The sequence below is a fragment of the Mesorhizobium liriopis genome (assembly GCF_024053505.1).
GTDB lineage: Bacteria > Pseudomonadota > Alphaproteobacteria > Rhizobiales > Rhizobiaceae > Mesorhizobium_B > Mesorhizobium_B liriopis.
Window position 1 is genome coordinate 387980 of sequence record NZ_JAMXQS010000004.1, and the last position, 16803, is coordinate 404782.

At 61.2% G+C, this 16803-nt stretch carries 16 protein-coding genes; 11 read left to right on the forward strand and 5 right to left on the reverse strand.

Going from position 1 to position 16803, the window contains the following annotated elements; all coding sequences use genetic code 11:
- Positions 1-31: 31 nt before the first annotated feature.
- The 7 genes from NGM99_RS09725 to NGM99_RS09755 all read left to right on the forward strand — a co-directional run bounded on the left by NGM99_RS09725 (position 32) and on the right by NGM99_RS09755 (position 7374).
- On the forward strand, positions 32-295 hold the full coding sequence (locus NGM99_RS09725; RefSeq protein WP_252818477.1) for a hypothetical protein: 264 nt from the start codon (positions 32-34) through the stop codon (positions 293-295).
- Positions 296-414: 119 nt separating this feature from the next.
- Positions 415-1857, forward strand: coding sequence for a UbiA family prenyltransferase (locus tag NGM99_RS09730; RefSeq protein ID WP_252818357.1), 1443 nt, complete (start codon positions 415-417; stop codon positions 1855-1857).
- Entirely contained in the window at positions 1854-3170 is a 1317-nt protein-coding gene (locus NGM99_RS09735; protein WP_252818358.1) for an FAD-binding oxidoreductase, read from the forward strand. The genes NGM99_RS09730 and NGM99_RS09735 overlap by 4 nt, the downstream gene beginning before the upstream one ends.
- An 86-nt stretch (positions 3171-3256) precedes the next feature.
- Positions 3257-3676: a DMT family transporter gene (locus NGM99_RS09740; RefSeq protein ID WP_252818360.1), complete on the forward strand. Its 420-nt coding sequence runs from the start codon at positions 3257-3259 to the stop codon at positions 3674-3676.
- Positions 3673-4680, forward strand: coding sequence for an NAD-dependent epimerase/dehydratase family protein (locus tag NGM99_RS09745; protein WP_252818362.1), 1008 nt, complete (start codon positions 3673-3675; stop codon positions 4678-4680). Before NGM99_RS09740 ends, NGM99_RS09745 begins: the two co-directional genes overlap by 4 nt.
- A 17-nt stretch (positions 4681-4697) precedes the next feature.
- Positions 4698-6158, forward strand: coding sequence for an aspartate aminotransferase family protein (locus tag NGM99_RS09750; protein WP_435371416.1), 1461 nt, complete (start codon positions 4698-4700; stop codon positions 6156-6158).
- A gap of 4 nt (positions 6159-6162) precedes the next feature.
- On the forward strand, positions 6163-7374 hold the full coding sequence (locus NGM99_RS09755) for a hypothetical protein (protein ID WP_252818365.1): 1212 nt from the start codon (positions 6163-6165) through the stop codon (positions 7372-7374).
- Here the strand turns inward: NGM99_RS09755 and NGM99_RS09760 are convergent.
- Positions 7335-7772, reverse strand: a complete 438-nt coding sequence (locus tag NGM99_RS09760; RefSeq protein WP_252818366.1) for a YqaA family protein — start codon at positions 7770-7772, stop codon at positions 7335-7337. The two genes, NGM99_RS09755 and NGM99_RS09760, sit on opposite strands and share 40 nt — an antisense overlap.
- A gap of 198 nt (positions 7773-7970) precedes the next feature.
- Here NGM99_RS09760 and NGM99_RS09765 point away from each other — a divergent pair, with 198 nt between their 5' ends.
- The 3 genes from NGM99_RS09765 (at position 7971) to NGM99_RS09775 (ending at position 12776) form a co-directional block, all read left to right on the forward strand.
- Positions 7971-10484: a GcvT family protein gene (locus NGM99_RS09765; protein ID WP_252818368.1), complete on the forward strand. Its 2514-nt coding sequence runs from the start codon at positions 7971-7973 to the stop codon at positions 10482-10484.
- Positions 10485-10634: 150 nt separating this feature from the next.
- Complete coding sequence (locus tag NGM99_RS09770) at positions 10635-11903, forward strand: cyclopropane fatty acid synthase (protein WP_252818369.1); 1269 nt, start codon at positions 10635-10637, stop codon at positions 11901-11903.
- Positions 11904-12011: 108 nt separating this feature from the next.
- Positions 12012-12776 (forward strand): DUF1194 domain-containing protein, encoded by a 765-nt coding sequence (locus NGM99_RS09775; RefSeq protein ID WP_435371417.1) that lies wholly within the window; start codon positions 12012-12014, stop codon positions 12774-12776.
- Between the two features lie 12 nt (positions 12777-12788).
- Here the strand turns inward: NGM99_RS09775 and NGM99_RS09780 are convergent, their stop codons facing one another.
- Together NGM99_RS09780 and NGM99_RS09785 are read right to left on the reverse strand one after the other, a co-directional pair.
- Entirely contained in the window at positions 12789-13727 is a 939-nt protein-coding gene (locus tag NGM99_RS09780) for a GlxA family transcriptional regulator (RefSeq protein ID WP_252818479.1), read from the reverse strand.
- A gap of 245 nt (positions 13728-13972) precedes the next feature.
- A complete protein-coding gene (locus tag NGM99_RS09785) occupies positions 13973-14113 on the reverse strand; it encodes a hypothetical protein (RefSeq protein ID WP_252818373.1) in 141 nt (46 codons plus the stop codon).
- Between the two features lie 524 nt (positions 14114-14637).
- On the opposite strand from NGM99_RS09785, the gene NGM99_RS09790 reads away from it, so the two are divergent.
- Complete coding sequence (locus NGM99_RS09790; RefSeq protein WP_252818374.1) at positions 14638-15546, forward strand: LysR substrate-binding domain-containing protein; 909 nt, start codon at positions 14638-14640, stop codon at positions 15544-15546.
- A 73-nt stretch (positions 15547-15619) separates the two neighbouring features.
- Here NGM99_RS09790 and NGM99_RS09795 read toward each other — a convergent pair whose 3' ends face one another.
- A complete protein-coding gene (locus NGM99_RS09795; RefSeq protein WP_252818376.1) occupies positions 15620-15775 on the reverse strand; it encodes a YjiS-like domain-containing protein in 156 nt (51 codons plus the stop codon).
- A gap of 125 nt (positions 15776-15900) precedes the next feature.
- Complete coding sequence (gene pdxY / locus NGM99_RS09800; protein WP_252818378.1) at positions 15901-16758, reverse strand: pyridoxal kinase PdxY; 858 nt, start codon at positions 16756-16758, stop codon at positions 15901-15903.
- Positions 16759-16803: the final 45 nt, after the last annotated feature.

Below are 16803 nucleotides of genomic sequence, written 5' to 3' on the forward strand. Positions count from 1 at the left end.
CTTGGGAGCGGTGGGGAACACCGGCAAGACCATGATGCGCACCTTTCTCGGCATCGCAGCGATCCTCGCGATCACGGCGCCGGGCCATGGCGCAAGCGCTGTCAATCTGGATGGCGAAACGCATTCGCTGACCGTGACCGAAGGCGGCGTGACGAGTGAGGTCTCGTTGCGTGGCGGGGAAACGGTCGAGTTCTGCACGAACGGGTGTTTCATCACGCTCCCCAATGGTGACCGCGAGGCGCTGTCGGGTGGCGAAGTTCTCGAAATCTCCGGCGGTTCCGCGCGTATCAAGTGAGGGCGGTCACTTGCCCTTAACCTTGCGTCAAGAAGGCGTCGCGTCTTTAACTAGACAGAGATATCACCGGCGCTAGGCGAATGGTGGGATCGAACGGGTCCCATCACCTGGTGCGGAACATGGATGCTCGCTCGGACAATCGGACGATCCCGCTTGCTGTCGATCTCGACGGCACGCTGATCGCGTCCGATCTGCTCTGGGAAGGGCTTCTCATGCTGCTGCGCGTGAACCCGCTTTATCTCATTCTCGTGCCTGTCTGGCTCGGCAAAGGTGGACCTGCAGGCCTCAAACGGGCTATCGCCGAGCGCGTCGAGCTCGATCCTTCGGCATTGCCTTATCGACCGGAAGTGCTCGCATTGATCGCCGCAGCGCGGGAAGAGGGGCGACAGGTCGTCCTTGCCACAGGTACACCGCGGAAATTCGCCGAAGCTATCGCCCTACACCTCGGCCTCTTCGACGCCGTGCTCTCGACCGGTGATGGCGAGAACCTGACTTCGCGCAACAAGTGCCGCGCGCTGGAAGCGGCCTATGGCGAGGGGGGCTTCGACTACATCGGAAATAGTCGCCACGACCTCGTTCTTTTCGACGCTGCACGCCAAGCCATCGTGGTTGCGCCCGATCATGCGGCGTCGCGCTGGCAGCGGCGCAACACGGCGCAGCTGGTGGCAACGCCGAGGCCGACGCTTCAGACGTTGCGCAAGATGCTGCGCGCGCATCAGTGGTTGAAGAACGTGCTGGTGGCCGTGCCGATGGTGCTGAGCCACGAATACTTCAATCCGCTGATGCTCGTGCAATGCGTTCTCGCCTTCGCTGCTTTCAGTGCGGCCGCCTCCGCGATCTACATCCTGAACGACTTCTTCGACTTGGCACTCGACCGCAGGCATCCGACCAAGCGCAACCGCCCCTTTGCAAACGGGACGCTCTCCATACCCTTTGGATTTGCGGCCATGGGCGCTCTGCTGCTGGTGGCTCTGGCGATTGCGCTGCCGCTCGGCTGGCAGTTTCAGGCGGTGCTTTTGGCCTATCTCGTTTCGACCTCTGCCTACTCCTTCGCCATCAAGCGGATGCTCCTGCTCGACGTGCTCGCTCTTGCCGGGCTCTACACGTTGCGGCTTCTCGCAGGTGCGACCGCGACCGGTGTCGGCGTCTCATTCTGGCTGCTAGCCTTTGCGATCTTCTTCTTTCTCAGCCTCGCGCTGGTGAAGCGATATGTGGAGTTGCGCCAGTCGAGCCTCGAAGTCGGCAAGCGCATCGCTGGACGCGGTTATCGCGCGGAGGATCAGGAGATCATCGCACAGGCCGGCATGGCGGCCTCGTTTTCAGCCGCGCTCGTGCTGGCGCTCTATATCCAGTCTGACGAGGTTCGCGAGCTCTACGCTCACCCCTGGATGATCTGGCCGCTTGCGCCCATCGTGCTTTACCTCACCATGCGCGTCTGGATCCTTGGCCGGCGTGACGAAATGCATGACGACCCGGTGGTCTTCATCATCACCGACTGGCGCAGCCAAGTGGTTGCTGCCTTCGGCGGGCTGCTCCTGTTCGGTGCGGCCTTCCTGCCTTGACTGCACGCTTCCCCTCTTTCGGTCGTGCCACACCGCCGGCCATTCGTGTGACGGTGCTCGACGAGGTGGAGCCCGCTTTTCGTGTAGGCCAAGCCAAGGCGAACAGTCTGATCGCCTACGGCAACGGCCGTTCCTACGGTGACAGCTGCCAGAACGGTGAGGGCGCCGTGGTTGATATGCGCGCCCGCTCGAAGCTTATCGGCCTCGACCCCGCAACCGGTGTGATCGAAGCCGAAGCGGGCATCCTTCTTTCAGACGTCATCGCGCACGCAGCGCCGCATGGCTTGTTTCCGCCGGTCGTGCCAGGCACGCAGTTCGTGACGCTCGGCGGGGCCATCGCCAACGACATTCATGGCAAGAACCATCATCGGCGCGGGACGTTCGGATGCCATGTCGAAGCGCTGACGCTTCTCCGCTCGGACGGCCAGTCGCTGCGCTGCTCAATGAGCGAGAACACAGAGTTCTTCCGTGCCACGATCGGTGGGATGGGGCTGACCGGCATAATTCTCTCGGCAAAACTTCGGCTGATGCGCGTGCCGTCGCCGGATATCGCTGAGACTGCGACCCCGTTCGCAAGTCTCGAACACTATCTTGACCGCGCCGAAGCGGCCGATGCCGCAAACGAGTATGCCGTGGCATGGCTCGACCAACTGGCAACGGGTCGCGCGAAGGGCCGTGGGCTGCTTCTGGCTGGCAACCACGCGGAAACACGTGCTGCGCATCGTCCGTCACGCCGGCTCGCAGTGCCGTTCCAACCGCCGCTGACCGTTCTCAACCGGCTGGCGCTTCGCGCTTTCAATTTCGCCTATCGAACCGGGCGGGGGCGCAAAGCGCTGCGCACGGCGCCCTGCCAATCCTTCTTCTTCCCGCTCGATGCGGTGCGCGACTGGAACCGGCTTTATGGGCCGCGTGGACTTTTTCAGCATCAAGGCGTCGTTCCATTCGAAGCGGCGCGAGAGGCGTTGCCGGAACTTCTCGATGCCACGCATGAGGCGGGGCAGGGCTCGTTTCTCACCGTGCTCAAGCGCTTCGGCGCACAGCGTTCGCCGGGTCTGATATCGTTTCCGCGCGCTGGCTACACGCTGACGCTCGATTTCCCGAACCGGGGTGAGATGACACGCAAGCTGCTCGACCGGCTCGACAGGATCACGGTTGCGGCGGGCGGGGCAGTAAATCCCTACAAGGACGCACGCATGAGTCCTGAAACCTTTGCTGCCTCTTTCCCGAACTGGCGCGAACTCGAGACAATCCGCGACCCCGCCTTCATGTCGAGCTTCTGGCGACGCACTGCGATGCAGCTGGGTTCGATCTGAAATGGCTGATTGCTCGCATTTGATCGATCGCCTGCACCAAACCGCAGCGGACTTCGCGTAAGGGAAGGGAAAGCAAGAGCAGGGCCATGAAATATATCGGCTTCATCCTTTTCACAGTTCTGACCAATGCCGCCGCGCAGCTCATGCTCAAGCAGGGCATGACGGTGATGGGGCCGCTGTCCTTCGCCGGCGTGAACCCTTTGGTGAAAGTGCTGCAGATCGTGTTCAGCCCTTGGATATTCCTCGGCCTCTGCACTTTCGTGATCTCCATGGCTTCACACCTGTTCGTGCTGTCCAAGGTCGAGTTGTCCTTTGCTTATCCCTTTCTCAGCTTGGCTTACGTTGCCGTCGCGGTCTTCGCTTATTTCGTGTTTCGCGAGGACCTCAATGCCTGGCGCATCTCAGGCATCGCCTTCATCTGCGTCGGCACGGTGCTGATCGCCCAGAGCGGACGCGAGCCACATGAGGCTTCCGCTTCTTCAACCCACGAGGTCGTTTCCCGATGAGACATGTGATTTTCGGCGGCGACGGCTTCGTTGGCCGCCACCTCGCACCCAAGCTTCTGGCCGATGGTCATGAAGTCGTGGTGGCCGATGTGGTGAAGAGCTCCCTGCCGCATTACGGTCGGGCGCGTTATGCCTATTGCGATGTGACGAACAAGGCGTCGGTCGCGAGCCTTGGGCTGAAGGCCGAAGACATGGTCTATAATCTGTCGGCCAAGATGCTGTCGCCGATCCAGACCCGCGCCAAACGTCACGACTTTTTCTGGCCGGTGAATGTGCACGGCACCGAGAACATCGTGGAAGCCATGGAGCGTGTGGGCGCCTCGCGGCTCGTGCACTTCACCACCGACATGATCTATGGCCACACGGTCACCTACCCTATGACCGAGGAGCACCCCGTGGCGCCGCTCGGCGAGTATGGACTGTCCAAGCTCAAGACGGAGGAACTCGCGGTCGGCTGGCGGGAGAAGGGGATGCGGATCACGCTGTTCCGTCCGCGTCTCATCATCGGTCCAGGTCGGCTTGGAATCCTGGAAAAACTCTTCAAGCTGATCGATGCAAACCTGCCGGTGCCGATGATCGGATCGGGCAAGAATCCGTATCAGTTCATCTCCGTCTTCGACTGCGCGGAAGCCGCCCGCGCGGCGTTTCAGGCGGGGGTGCCGAACGAGGCCTACAATCTCGGTTCTTTGAACCCGCCGCCGGTGCGCAAACTTTTGGGCGATCTCATCCGCCACGCCGGCTCGAAGTCAATTCTGCTGCCGACGCCCGGCTGGGCCGTGAAGCGCACGCTCGACCTGCTCGACGCGCTCAACATGCCGCTGATGGACCCCGAACAGTATCTGATCGCCGACGAGGAATGCGTGCTCGACGTCTCCAAGGGCCGCGACCAGCTCGGCTGGGTCCCGCAATATCGCGACGAGGACATGCTGATCGCTGCCTATAGCGAGTATCGCGAGAAGAAGGCCGGCATTCTCACTGCATCCAAAACAATTGCCGCCGAATGAGCCAGTCGATGAACGCCATGACCCGTGCCGACGAAATTCTTGCCGAACCGATCGTTGCGCCCGTGCTGCGCGCCAATGCGCTGCCCAAGCCGCAACTGCTCTCGGTCGAAGAGGCCAAGGCCCTCGACATTCCGCGCCTGACCGACCTTTTCAAGGCGCATCTCAACCCCGGCCAGTTCCACTTCATGAAGCTGCTCGGCTTCCATAAGGTGAAGATCGAGCGTGCCGAGGGTATGCATTACATCGATCAGAACGGCCGGAAAATCCTCGACTTCTTTGGCGGTTTCGGCTCGCTCGCTTTCGGTCACAACCATCCGCGCATTTTGGCCGCGCGCCAGCGCTTCCAGGACGAGAAGCGGCATGAGATCGGCATGGCCTTCATGTCGCAATATGCCTCGGCACTTGCCTACAATCTTGCGCAATGCTCCCCGGGCGAACTCGACATGGTGTTTCTGGGCTCATCGGGCTCGGAAGCGATGGAATCGGCCATCAAGCTCGCCGAACGTGCGGCTGGTCCGAGAAAGCCCAAGATCGTCTATGCCGAAAACTCGTTCCACGGCAAAACCAAGGGCGTGCTCTCGGTCACCGATGGCCAGCTCTACCGCGGCGAGTTCAAGCTGGTGGACAACGCGCTGCGCGTGCCATTCGGCGATATCGATGCGGTCGATCGCCTGTTCCGTGCCGACCCCTCCATCGGCGCCATCGTGCTCGAAACGGTGCAGGGCGGCGGCGGCATCATACAGGCCCCGGCCGAGTATTGGCAGAAGCTCCGTGCGCTTTGTGACCGCCACGGCGTGTTGTGGGTTGCCGACGAGGTGCAGTGCGGCTTTGGCCGCACCGGGCGCTTCTATGCTTTCGAGCATTACGGCGTGGTGCCCGACATCACCGCACTCGCGAAGTCGCTGGGCGGCGGTAAAGCTGCGGTCGGTGCGATGATCGCCAAGCGCGATGTCTATATGAAGGCTTACGGCACGCCGAAGACTGCGATGATCCACGCCATGGCGACCTTCGGCGGCATCGGCGAGGCGTCCGTCACGGCCATCGAAGCGGTCAACGTGCTCTACGATGAACATCTGATCGACAACTCGGCCGAGATGGGCACCTACCTGCTCGACCGGCTGAAGGTGCTGCAGGCGAAATATCCGAAGATCATCAAGGATGTGCGCGGGCTCGGGCTGATGGTGGGGCTCGAATTCCACGATTTCAGCCAGACCTTGCCGATGGTGTTGCGCCCGGTCGTCTCCGTACTGGATGACAAGCTCAAGGGCTCGCTGTCCGGCTTTGTTGGCGCGCTGCTTCTTCGTGATTACGACACGCTCGTGGCCTTCACGGAATACAACCGCAACGTCATCCGCCTCGAACCGCCACTAATCGCCGAGCGCGTCCATGTGGACCATTTCGTGGATAGTCTCGATGACCTTCTCGGACGCGGCATCGTCGCCATCGTGAAGGATTTCGTGAAAAGCCAGATGGGCTGACCGCGTGACTGCTTCGCTGATTGGACGAGTGCTCGATACGCCATCGGTTGAGAACCTCATCCATGCTTTAACCGGGAAGCGCTTTCTCGACCGGCTTGGCGCGGCGGTGCTCGCGCTCACCGTACTAGGCGTGTCGGCCTATGGCTGGTTCAGGCCGGACTACAACTGGGACCTCGTTGCCTATGTCGCAGCGGCACTCGAGCCGCAGCACGCCGATCCCGCAAGCCTGCATCGCGCGACATACGAAGCCGTCGGGGTAAGGGTCACGCCGGATAAACTTCGCGAGCTCCGCGAGGGCGATGCTTATCGGCTAGCTCAGTGGCAAAGCCCCGAGAAATTTCAGTCCCAGCTCGGCATGTATCGGGTGAAGGTGCTCTACGTCGAACTCATCCGTTGGCTCACGCCACTGTTCGGCGCCGTCAATGCGGCTATACTTTTGGGCATCCTGCCTGCGCTCGCTTTCGGCGCGCTTATCCTATGGTGGCTCCGCGCGGCGGACGCATTGCAAGCTGGCCTCGTGCTCGCGCCCGCCCTCATGGTCGCCGACTTCCGCAGCATGGTGAGCGCTTCGACGCCCGATATGCTGGTGAGCCTCGTATCCATCGCTGCGCTCTACGCCCTGTGGAAGGGCCGCGACTTGCTCGGCTGCGCGTTTCTGCTGCTTTCGGCTTTCGTTCGGCCCGACAGTGTGATCCTCGTTTTCGCTATCCTTATCGCAGCGGTGCTTTATGGCTGGCGGTGGCGACCGATTTTGGCGACCTTCGTTCTTGCGCTTATTGCTGCCGTGCTAATCGGCCGTTTCTCCGGGCATCCGGGCTGGTGGCCGCACTTCGTGTTCTCGACAGTCGAGGCACAAGCATCAATGTCAGATTTCCACCCTGCCTTCTCCACAACGCAGTTCCTGCGCGGCTACGCCCGTGGGATTCTATTCTCGCTAAGCGAAAACGACTGGCCCTGGCTCCTCATCCTATCGCTTGCAGGTTGGACGCTCGTGGCGAAGCCGAAGCATCGGAGGGGTCTCCGAACGAATGCGCTTATCTTCGCGCTTGCTATCGGCGCGCTCGGCAAATTCGCAAGCTTCCCGTTACCCGACGACCGATTCTATTTCGGCTTCACGTCAGGCCTGCTCGTGCTCGTTCTCGTCGCTTTGCGGCCCCGTTTCGACCGCGAGAGCGCTTACACCACCGCAAGTGCGCCGGCTGCGACGAGCGCATAACGCGCGCCTTTGGCAATGCCGACCAGCGTCAGGAAACTCCAGAGCGGCTCGCGCATCACGCCGGCCGCCACCGTCAGCGCGTCACCGAACAGCGGGATCCAGCTGAGCAGCAGCGACCAGCGACCCCAGCGGTGGTACCATCCTTTGGCCGTTTCCAGCTTTTCACCCGAGACTGGAAACCACTTGCGATCGCGGAAGCGCTCGACGCTGCGGCCGATCACCCAGTTGAGAAGCGCACCGAGCAGGTTGCCGATGGTGGCAACGAGCAGCAACAACCCGACCGAATATCCGCCTTTGACGATCAGGCCGGTCATCACCATTTCGGACGAGCCGGGCAGAATGGTGGCCGAGGTGAAGGCTGAAAGCAGCAGGCCGAGATAGGCGGCAAGGTCGGTCAAGCGGGCTCCGTGAAGTTTGAGAATCGTGGCGCTGGACTTCCCCTTCGCTTGTGGCGAAGTTGCGTCGCGCGGGCGAGCGGGTATGTCGCAAACAGGCGGCGAGCGTCGCAGCTCCGCGGAATATTGTCCGTGCCGAACGCTCGAACCGCAGAAGAATCGAGCCGGTCCGGCGAGCCTTGAGAGTGGGAGAATTTTTGAATGAAGACTGAGGCTCGTGCCGTCGTCATCGGAGGCGGCGTGGTCGGCGTTTCGACGCTCTATCACCTCGCCAAGAAGGGCTGGTCGGATGTCGTTCTGATCGAGCGCAAGGAGCTGACCTCGGGCTCGACATGGCATGCTGCGGGCCTGCTTCCGCTCTTCAACATGTCCTACTCGGTCGGCCAGATCCACAAATACTCGGTTCGCCTTTATCGCGAGCTGGAAAAGGAAACGGGTCTGAACCCTGGCTTCTCCAACGTCACCAATATCCGTCTCGCGCGCACCAAGGACCGCTGGGACGAGTATATGTATTATGCAGGCGTCGCCGAGACCATCGGCGTGCCGGTGAAGCTCCTGACGCCGGAAGAGCTCAAGGAAGTCTGGCCGCTTTGCGAAACCGACGGCATTATCGGCGCGCTTCAGCATCCGGAAGACGGTTACATCCAGCCCGCCGATCTGACCCAGGCGCTCGCCAAGGGCGCTCGGGATCGCGGGGCCACCATCTACCGCAACACGACCGTCACCGGCATCGAGAAACTCGACGGCGGCGAGTGGCTGGTGAAGACCGACAAGGGCGATATCCGCGCCGAGCATGTCATTTCGGCCTCGGGTAATTTTGCGCGCAAGACGGGGGCGATGGTCGGGCTCAACGTGCCCGTCATTCCGGTCGAGCACCAGTATATCGTGACCGAGCCGCATCCGGCGATCCTTGAGCGAAAGAAGCAGGGCCTGCCCGAAATGGGTGTTCTGCGCGAAAGCGACAGCGCTTGGTACATGCGCGAGGAGAATGGCGGGCTCCTGCTCGGCCCTTACGAGAAAGGTGCGCCCGTTTGCTACATCGACGCGCCTTCGGACGACAGCGAATACGAGCTTTTCCAGGAAGATCTCGAACGCCTGATGCCGCATGTGGAGACTGCGATCGCGCGCGTGCCGGCATTCGGCGAAGTCGGGATCAAGAAAATCTACAACGGTGCCATCGCCTACACGCCGGACGGCTCGCCGATCATCGGCCCGGCGCCAGGGCTCAAGAATTTTTGGCTGAACGAAGGTCATTCCTTCGGCGTCACGGCAGCCGGCGGTGCGGGCTGGCAGCTGGCGGAATGGATCGTGGATGGCGAGCCGACTATCGACATGATGGGCGTCGATCCGCGCCGCTTCGGCCCTTACGCGACCGAAGGCTATCTCGTGGCGAAGAACGAAGAGGCTTATGCCAACGTCTTCACCATGCACTATCCAGACGAAGAGCGAGCGGCGGCGCGTCCGCTCAAGACCACGCCCTGCTACGACCGCATGAAGAAGCTCGGCGCGGTGTTCGGCTCTGTCTATGGCTGGGAACGCCCGAACTGGTTTGCCCCGGAAGGCTACGAGCTGCCGGAATCCGAAATCGGCATGGAAGTGGATGTGCTCACCGCCGAGAACCACGCGCCGGCGCTGGACGATGGGCGCATCGTTGAGAAATGGTCGTTCCGCCGCTCCAATTATTGGGAGCATGTGGGCAACGAGATCAAGAACGTCACGACCAATGTCGGCCTGCAGGATATGTCGGCCTTCGCCAAGGCCATCGTCAGCGGGCCGGGCGCGGAAGCTTGGCTGGATTCGATCCTTGCCAACCGTATCCCGAAGAGGATCGGTCGCATCGCGCTGACTCATCTTCTGACCGTGCATGGCGGCGTGCGCTCTGAATTCACCGTCTACAAGACTGGACCGCAGAGCTACTACCTTGTCTCCGCCGGTGCCTTCGAGGCGCATGATCACGACTATCTCCGCAAGCTGCTTCCGGCGGACGGCTCGGTGCGCTTCCAGCCGATCACGACGCAATGGGGCGTTCTGGTGCTGGCCGGCCCCAACAGCCGCAAGGTGCTGCAGAAGCTCACACGCACGAGCTTGGAGAATGCCGACTTCCCGTGGCTGTCCGGCAAGGAAATTTCGGTGGGTGCTGCCACAGCCCACGCCTTGCGCGTCAACTTCGTCGGCGAGCTTGGCTGGGAACTCCACCACCCGATCGAGCAGCAGAATTATATCTTCGATCAACTCATGGAAGCTGGTGCGGAGTTCGGCATCAAGCCGTTCGGCATCCGGGCGATGTCCGCCATGTCGATCGAGAAGAGCTATCGTCTCATCCCGCGCGAGCTTTCGATCGAGTACTCGGCTTGGGAAAGCGGCCTTGACCGGTTCGTGCATCCGAACAAGGGCGACTTCATCGGCCGCGACGCGCTGGTGGAGCTGCGTGAGAAGGGACCGAAGTGGACGTTCGTCACGCTAGAAGTGCACGATGTCAGGGACGTCGATGCACGGGGATCCGAGGCGATCTACAGTAACGGGGAACTTGTCGGACGCGCAACCAACGGTGGTTATGGCTGGCGCGTCGGCAAGAGTTTGGCACTGGCCATGCTCAAGCCGGAATTTGCGACTGAAGGCACGGAACTTGAGATCAAAATCCTGGGAGACAAGTTCAAGGCGACAGTCACTCCGGAAAGCCCCTTCGATCCAGAGAATAATGCCTTGCGCGCCTGATCAAGATCTGACGGCTGGCTGATTTCTGTCGGCCAGCCTTTGGATAAATGATTTCAGACCAACTGGCTCACCTTGAGCCCCGTTTCACATCCCATATAATGCCCGCCGTTTGACTTGATGGTTCCCGAAACGACACGGCGGGGCTGATTGATGAGTGGACTGCTTCTACGCGCGCTTTCGCGCTTCATGGCCAAGGGTAATCTCGTTGTTCTACTGCCGGACGGCACACGATATGAACTAGGCGATGGCAGCGGGCCGCGCGTCGTGCTGCGGATCGAAACAGCTCACGCAATGCGGACAATGTTGGCAGACGCCTCACTCGGTTTCGCTGAAAACTATATGAACGGCGAGATATCGATCGAGGAAGGCGACATTCTCGATCTTCTGCAACTCGCATTCATCAACGGCAATTACGAACACGCCACCGGGCCGCTCGCGGCGCTGAAATCGGGCGCCGCCTACCTGTTTCGCCGTTTGCAGCAAATCAACACGGCTGGCCGTTCGCGCGCCAACGTGCATCATCACTACGATCTCTCAAACGAGATGTACCGGCTCTTCCTCGACCCGGACATGCAATACTCATGTGCCTATTTCGAGCACCCCGGCCAAGGCCTGGATGAAGCACAGCTCGCCAAAAAACGTCATATCGCGGCCAAGCTCCGTGTACAGCCGGGTCAGAGTGTGTTGGACATCGGCTCAGGCTGGGGTGGCCTTGGGCTCTATCTCGCGCGCAACCTAGGCGCATCCGTTCAGGGCGTCACGCTTTCGGACGAGCAGTTGGCTGTCGCGCGCGAGAGGGCAGTGGGAGAGGGGCTCGACGATCTCGTGCGGTTCGACTTGCGCGATTACCGTTCTCTTGACACCCGCTTCGATCGCATCGTGTCGGTCGGCATGTTCGAGCATGTTGGCATCAACCACTTCGCGAGTTTCTTCGAGAAGGTGGCGGAACTCCTGAAGGACGACGGTGTGATGCTTCTGCACACGATCGGCCGCTCCGGACCGCCGGCGGCGACAGACGCGTTCATCCGTAAGCATATTTTCCCTGGCGGCTACATCCCCTCGATGTCCGAAGTGCTTCCGGTCATAGAGCGCGCTGGACTCGTGCTCACCGATGTCGAAATCCTCCGCTTCCATTATGCGCAGACGTTAAAAGCTTGGCGCGAGCGCTTCAACGCGCATCGTGAAGAGGTCGTGGCGCTGCTTGATGAGCGCTTTTTTCGCATGTGGAACCTCTATCTTGCCGGTTCCGAGGCTGCGTTCCGCTGGGGTGATCTCGTGGTGTTCCAGTTCCAGCTAGCGCATGCCAAAAATGCGCTTCCGCTGACGCGCGACTATATCGCGAACGAGGAAGAAAAACTCCGACAACTTGAGAACAGCGAGAGCGTGCGTCCTCCACCCGGATTGAACGTTGCCGCGTGAGGCGCCGCAAAATGACACAAAGGTGAAAAGTCAGCGATTTCCATAAGGGAAGGAGTGCGTCACTCTCGCCGGATGAACCAGATCGCGTCGTTGCTCTCTGCACTCGCTATGGGTCTCATCACCACCTCGGCCAACGCCGCCGAGCCGGTGGATGTCGAGCTTGTGCTCGCGGTCGATGTTTCTCTGTCCATGTCGCCTGATGAACTGGAGATCCAGCGCAAAGGCTATGCTGCGGCACTTACCGACCCGCAGGTGCTGAAAGCGGTGGCGGACGGCGTAAACGGCAGGATCGCCGTCACCTATTTCGAGTGGGCGGGCACATCGTCCCAGCATGTCGTCGTACCATGGACGATCCTGGCGACTGCGGAAGACGCCAAGGCCATCGCTGCGAAGCTTTCGTCGGCCATTCCGAACAGCGCACGGCGCACCTCGATCTCTGCCGCACTGTCCTTTGCCAATGATCTCTTCGCCGAAAGCAGTTTTCAGGGCATGAAGCGGGTCGTGGATATTTCCGGCGACGGGCCCAACAATCAGGGCGCGCCGATTCAGGAGATACGTGACACGCTGATCGGGCAGGGCATCACCATCAACGGCCTGCCGTTGATGACGAGTGGCGGCTACTCGTCCTTTTACGATGTGAAGAATCTCGACCGCTACTATTCGGATTGCGTGATCGGCGGACCAGGCGCCTTCATGGTGCCGGTCAATGAGTGGGAGCAGTTTCCCGACGCGATCCGCCGCAAGCTGGTGCTGGAATTGGCGGAAAAGCCAACCGAGGTGCCAATTGTCCGCGTGGTCGCCGAGCCGCTCTCCGACTGCATGATCGGGGAAAAGATGTGGCGCAATCGCGGATGGGGAACGGATATGCGCTAGGACCAACCGGTCCTAGGCCGCGATCAATTGCTTGCGGTCTGACCGCTCCTGCTGCGGCGAACGCTGATAGAGTTCACGATAGCATTTCGAGAAGTGCGAGGCCGACACGAACCCGCAAGCGACGGCCACTTCCACCACTGGCATGGATGACTGGATCAGCAGATGCCGCGCGCGATCGAGCCTGATCTCGAGGTAATAGCGGGCAGGAGACCGGCCCATTTCCTGCCGGAACAGGCGCTCGATCTGGCGACGGGAAAGATCAACGTCATCGGCTATCTCGATTAAAGACAGCGGCTCGGCGAGGTTGGCTTCCATCAGCTCAATGATCGTCAGCACCTTCGAGTTTTGCACGCCGAGCCGCGCGCGCAAGGGCAGGCGCTGGCGGTCAGTCGGGTTGCGCACGCGATCCGTCAGAACCTGCTCGCAGATGCGATTGACAAGGCCATCATCGAAGTCGTCGCCGATCAGCTTCAGCATCATGTCGAGCGCGGCGGTGCCGCCAGCGCAGGTATAGATGTTCTGATCGACCTCGAAGAGGTCGGCAAAGACATTGGCCTTGGGGAACGCCTCGGCGAAGCCGGGCAGGTTCTCCCAATGGATGGCGCAACGCTTGTTGGAAAGCAGGCCGGCCGAGGCGAGCACATAGGCGCCGGTGCAAAGGCCACCGATGGCGACGCCGCGGTTATATTCCTCGCGCAGCCAGGCGAAGGCCGTCTTGCTGGAATAGGCTTCGACGTTCACGCCGGAGCATACGATGACCATGGAGGGCCGTTCAGGGCCGGCCATCTTGCGACGCTCCTCGTCGAGCGAACCGTCAACGGCGCAGATGACGCCATTCGAGGCATGCACAGGCTTGCCGTCATGGCTGGCGAGGCGCCATTTGTAGGCCTCATAGCCCAACATGCGGTTCGCGATACGCAACGGGTCGAGCGCTGTCGCGAATGCGACCATCGTGAATTCGGGAACAAGAAAAAAAACGATCGAACGCTTGACGGACTGCCTGCTGCTGGGCGCCACGTGCTCCTCCAAACACCCGCGGGAAGTGGCAGCCCCTTGCTGCTCGTTATGTCGCGATCAGGCAAAGATCAGCATAGATGCGACATCAAGTCAATCAAGCCGTCCGTCTCGTCAACCAACAAAAAAGCGCCGCCCGACAAAGCCGGACGGCGCTGGACGCCGCAGCGATTTCGGGTGCTTTACATCACCAAGCCGCCGAGGCGGGCAGCGGAGATCGCGCCGGTCTGACCAGGCATGGTCTTGCTCAGCCGCTGGCGTTCCAGTCGGGTGGAAAGGTTGGAATGACGACTGCGCTTAAACAGGCGATTGAACAGGTTCATTGAAGGTCTCCATCAACTCGGGACGGGTGCCTTCGCAAATCGGAGTGGGGCAGCTCGTTCTGATGGCGCTCATATAAGCGGCGATTGCCTGATTTTCAGTCAGAAATGCGAAGTCCGGCATCTGAAATGCGACAGCGATGCGACATCCTATTTCGCTCACTCAGCCGACCACACCGCGTGACGCGGCGTGGCCGGCCAAATTGACGATGTTCCAACATCATGATCGGCGCTCAATGAGTGCGCCTGATCGGCTTGCTAACAATCCAACGTGTGCGACCGAGGCTGTCGGGCCAACCGATATCCTTTTGGATTTCGAGTGGAAGGCCGCCAACCAAGCGCTCGGTGCGCGACGCCCGGTGGGCAGCCCACCACTCGGATGCGATGGTATGGAGTGAGGTATAGAGGCTCATGGCACTTCTCCCAGCGATTGACGGGCTCCTCTGTCCCGCATGCTTGACAAATAACGCAGCGGCATGTTCAATCAAATGAAATGCATTTGCCTTAGCTTTCAGGAAATCTGATCGATGAATGCGCCACTCAATCATCCCTTGCCGCTGCTTGAACTCGACGTTTTGCGCACATTCGTCGCCATCGCCGAGACCGGCAGCTTCACGACAGCGGCCAACATGGTGTTCCGGACCCCGTCCGCCGTGTCGATGCAGATCAAGAAGCTGGAAGAGCAACTCGGCCGATCGGTTTTCCTGCGCGACGCGCGTTCGGTGAAGCTGACCAGTGACGGCGAACTGCTGCTCAGCTATGCGCGGCGGCTGTTGGCGATCAATCGCGAGGCGGTGGCGAAGTTCATCATGCCCGACATCGTCGGCGTCGTTCGACTCGGCTCGCCCGACGACTTCGGCGAGCAGGTGCTTCCACCGGTACTCAGGCGCTTCGCGCAGACGCATCCCTCGATCGCGGTCGATGTCACGATCGACCAGAGCAGCAATCTGCGCCGTCGCATGGATGACCGGATGCTGGACATCTCGATCCTCACCGCCGGTGCGAAGACTTTGGCGGAAGGAGCAGAAATCTTGCTGACCGATCCCATCGTCTGGGCTGGCTCACGCGGCGGCTCGGCGCATATGCGTGAACCGCTGCCGGTTTCGCTGTGGGAGGAAGGCTGTGCCTGGCGTGCCGGGGCGCTCGACGCGCTGGGGCGTGCGGGGCGGGACTATCGGGTCGCCTATATGAGCGCCCACACGGCCGGACAGCGGGCCGCCATTCTATCGGATCTCGCTATCGCACCGCTGCCGAAATCCTTTATGGGCGCCGATCTCGTCGAGCTCGGGCCGAAAGACGGACTACCGGAAATCGGCACCTATTCGCTCGCGCTTCTGATCGCGCCTGATGCACCCCCACCGGTGAGGGCGGTGGCCGACCATATCAGAGCGGCCTTTGCCGGGTTCGCGGAAAACGGAAACCGGTTCTCGATATAGCCACCGCACTCTTTCCCGCGATCGTCGCTAAAACTCGCTCATCCGAGCCGAGCCTGGCGCGTCCCGGGCTCCTTTACAGAGCGCCGCGCAAAGTGGGCATGATGTCGTCCGCTGGATAGCCGACATCGCGCTGCAGTTCAGGCGGGAGCTGTGACAGAATGAGACGCGTACGGCGACGGGCGCGGGCACGGCGCCAATCGGCCGCGATGCGGGTCAACTGATCGAACATCGGTGTTTCCTCTCGGGCTTGCGGCACAGCTTCATGGCGGCGTGCCTTGAACCGCGAAATAGAGGAACTCCGTTGCGAGCCGGTGACGTGTCAGCGACTGCCCGGTTACGGGAGTGTAACGGGCGTCACCAGGCCTTCAGGTGTTCGACGGTGAACAATTTCGTCGGCCGCACGAACTCGTCCTGCGCGGCGACCGTCAGGATTTCACGCGAGCCAGCCTCGGCGGTCTGCTTGAGAAGGCCATATGTCGCCGACACTGCATGGACCAGTGCCGCCTCCGGCGAGCCGTCCTGCAACAGCTTGCCAAGGAATAGCGCCGCGATAGCGTCGCCTGCGCCATTGATGTTGATGGGCAGAAGCGGGGTGCGGATACGCAGGAGGTTCGCGCCGTCCGAAAGTACGACATCCGCGCTGTCGCCCGGCGTTTCGTCCGTCTGCACGCTGGTGACCATCACGATCTTCGGCCCTAGCGCGTGGACGGCGTTGATGGCGTCGGCCAGATCGCTGCGGTTGTTGACCTCGCGGCCTGAGAGATATTGCAGTTCGAACAGATTGGGCGTCACCACATTGGCGGCGGGCACCGCGCGGTCGCGCATGAATTCTGGAATGCCGGGGCGCACGAAGACACCACGGCCGACATCGCCGATGACGGGATCGCAGCAATAGATCGCTTTGGAGTTGGCCGCGCGGACGCGTCCGACAGCGTCAAGTATCGCCTCGCCTATACCCGCGTCGCCCATATAGCCCGAGAGAACGCCGTCACAGGTCGGCAATACCCCACGCTCGTCGATGCCGCCGATCAGTTCGCGAATACTGTCACCGGTGTAGACCTGTCCGCGCCACTGGCCGTAGCCGGTATGGTTGGAGAACTGCACGGTGTTGACCGCCCACACCTCGACGCCCATGCGTTGAAGCGGAAACACGGCGGAAGCGTTGCCCACATGACCGTAAGCAACCCAGGACTGGATGGACAGGACGTTCACGCTTCAATCTCCCTGATGCGAAGACGGGTCCTATTCCACGAAGCG

Coding starts and splice junctions, on each gene's coding strand:
- NGM99_RS09740 (WP_252818360.1), top strand. CDS start 3,257: ATGAAATATATCGGCTTCATCCTTTTCACAGTTCTGACCAATGCCGCC.
- NGM99_RS09775 (WP_435371417.1), top strand. CDS start 12,012: ATGGGTCTCATCACCACCTCGGCCAACGCCGCCGAGCCGGTGGATGTC.
- NGM99_RS09745 (WP_252818362.1), top strand. CDS start 3,673: ATGAGACATGTGATTTTCGGCGGCGACGGCTTCGTTGGCCGCCACCTC.
- NGM99_RS09795 (WP_252818376.1), bottom strand. CDS start 15,775: ATGTTCGATCAGTTGACCCGCATCGCGGCCGATTGGCGCCGTGCCCGC.
- NGM99_RS09725 (WP_252818477.1), top strand. CDS start 32: ATGATGCGCACCTTTCTCGGCATCGCAGCGATCCTCGCGATCACGGCG.
- NGM99_RS09730 (WP_252818357.1), top strand. CDS start 415: ATGGATGCTCGCTCGGACAATCGGACGATCCCGCTTGCTGTCGATCTC.
- NGM99_RS09780 (WP_252818479.1), bottom strand. CDS start 13,727: ATGGTCGCATTCGCGACAGCGCTCGACCCGTTGCGTATCGCGAACCGC.
- NGM99_RS09785 (WP_252818373.1), bottom strand. CDS start 14,113: ATGAACCTGTTCAATCGCCTGTTTAAGCGCAGTCGTCATTCCAACCTT.
- NGM99_RS09790 (WP_252818374.1), top strand. CDS start 14,638: ATGAATGCGCCACTCAATCATCCCTTGCCGCTGCTTGAACTCGACGTT.
- NGM99_RS09770 (WP_252818369.1), top strand. CDS start 10,635: ATGAGTGGACTGCTTCTACGCGCGCTTTCGCGCTTCATGGCCAAGGGT.
- NGM99_RS09750 (WP_435371416.1), top strand. CDS start 4,698: ATGACCCGTGCCGACGAAATTCTTGCCGAACCGATCGTTGCGCCCGTG.
- NGM99_RS09765 (WP_252818368.1), top strand. CDS start 7,971: ATGAAGACTGAGGCTCGTGCCGTCGTCATCGGAGGCGGCGTGGTCGGC.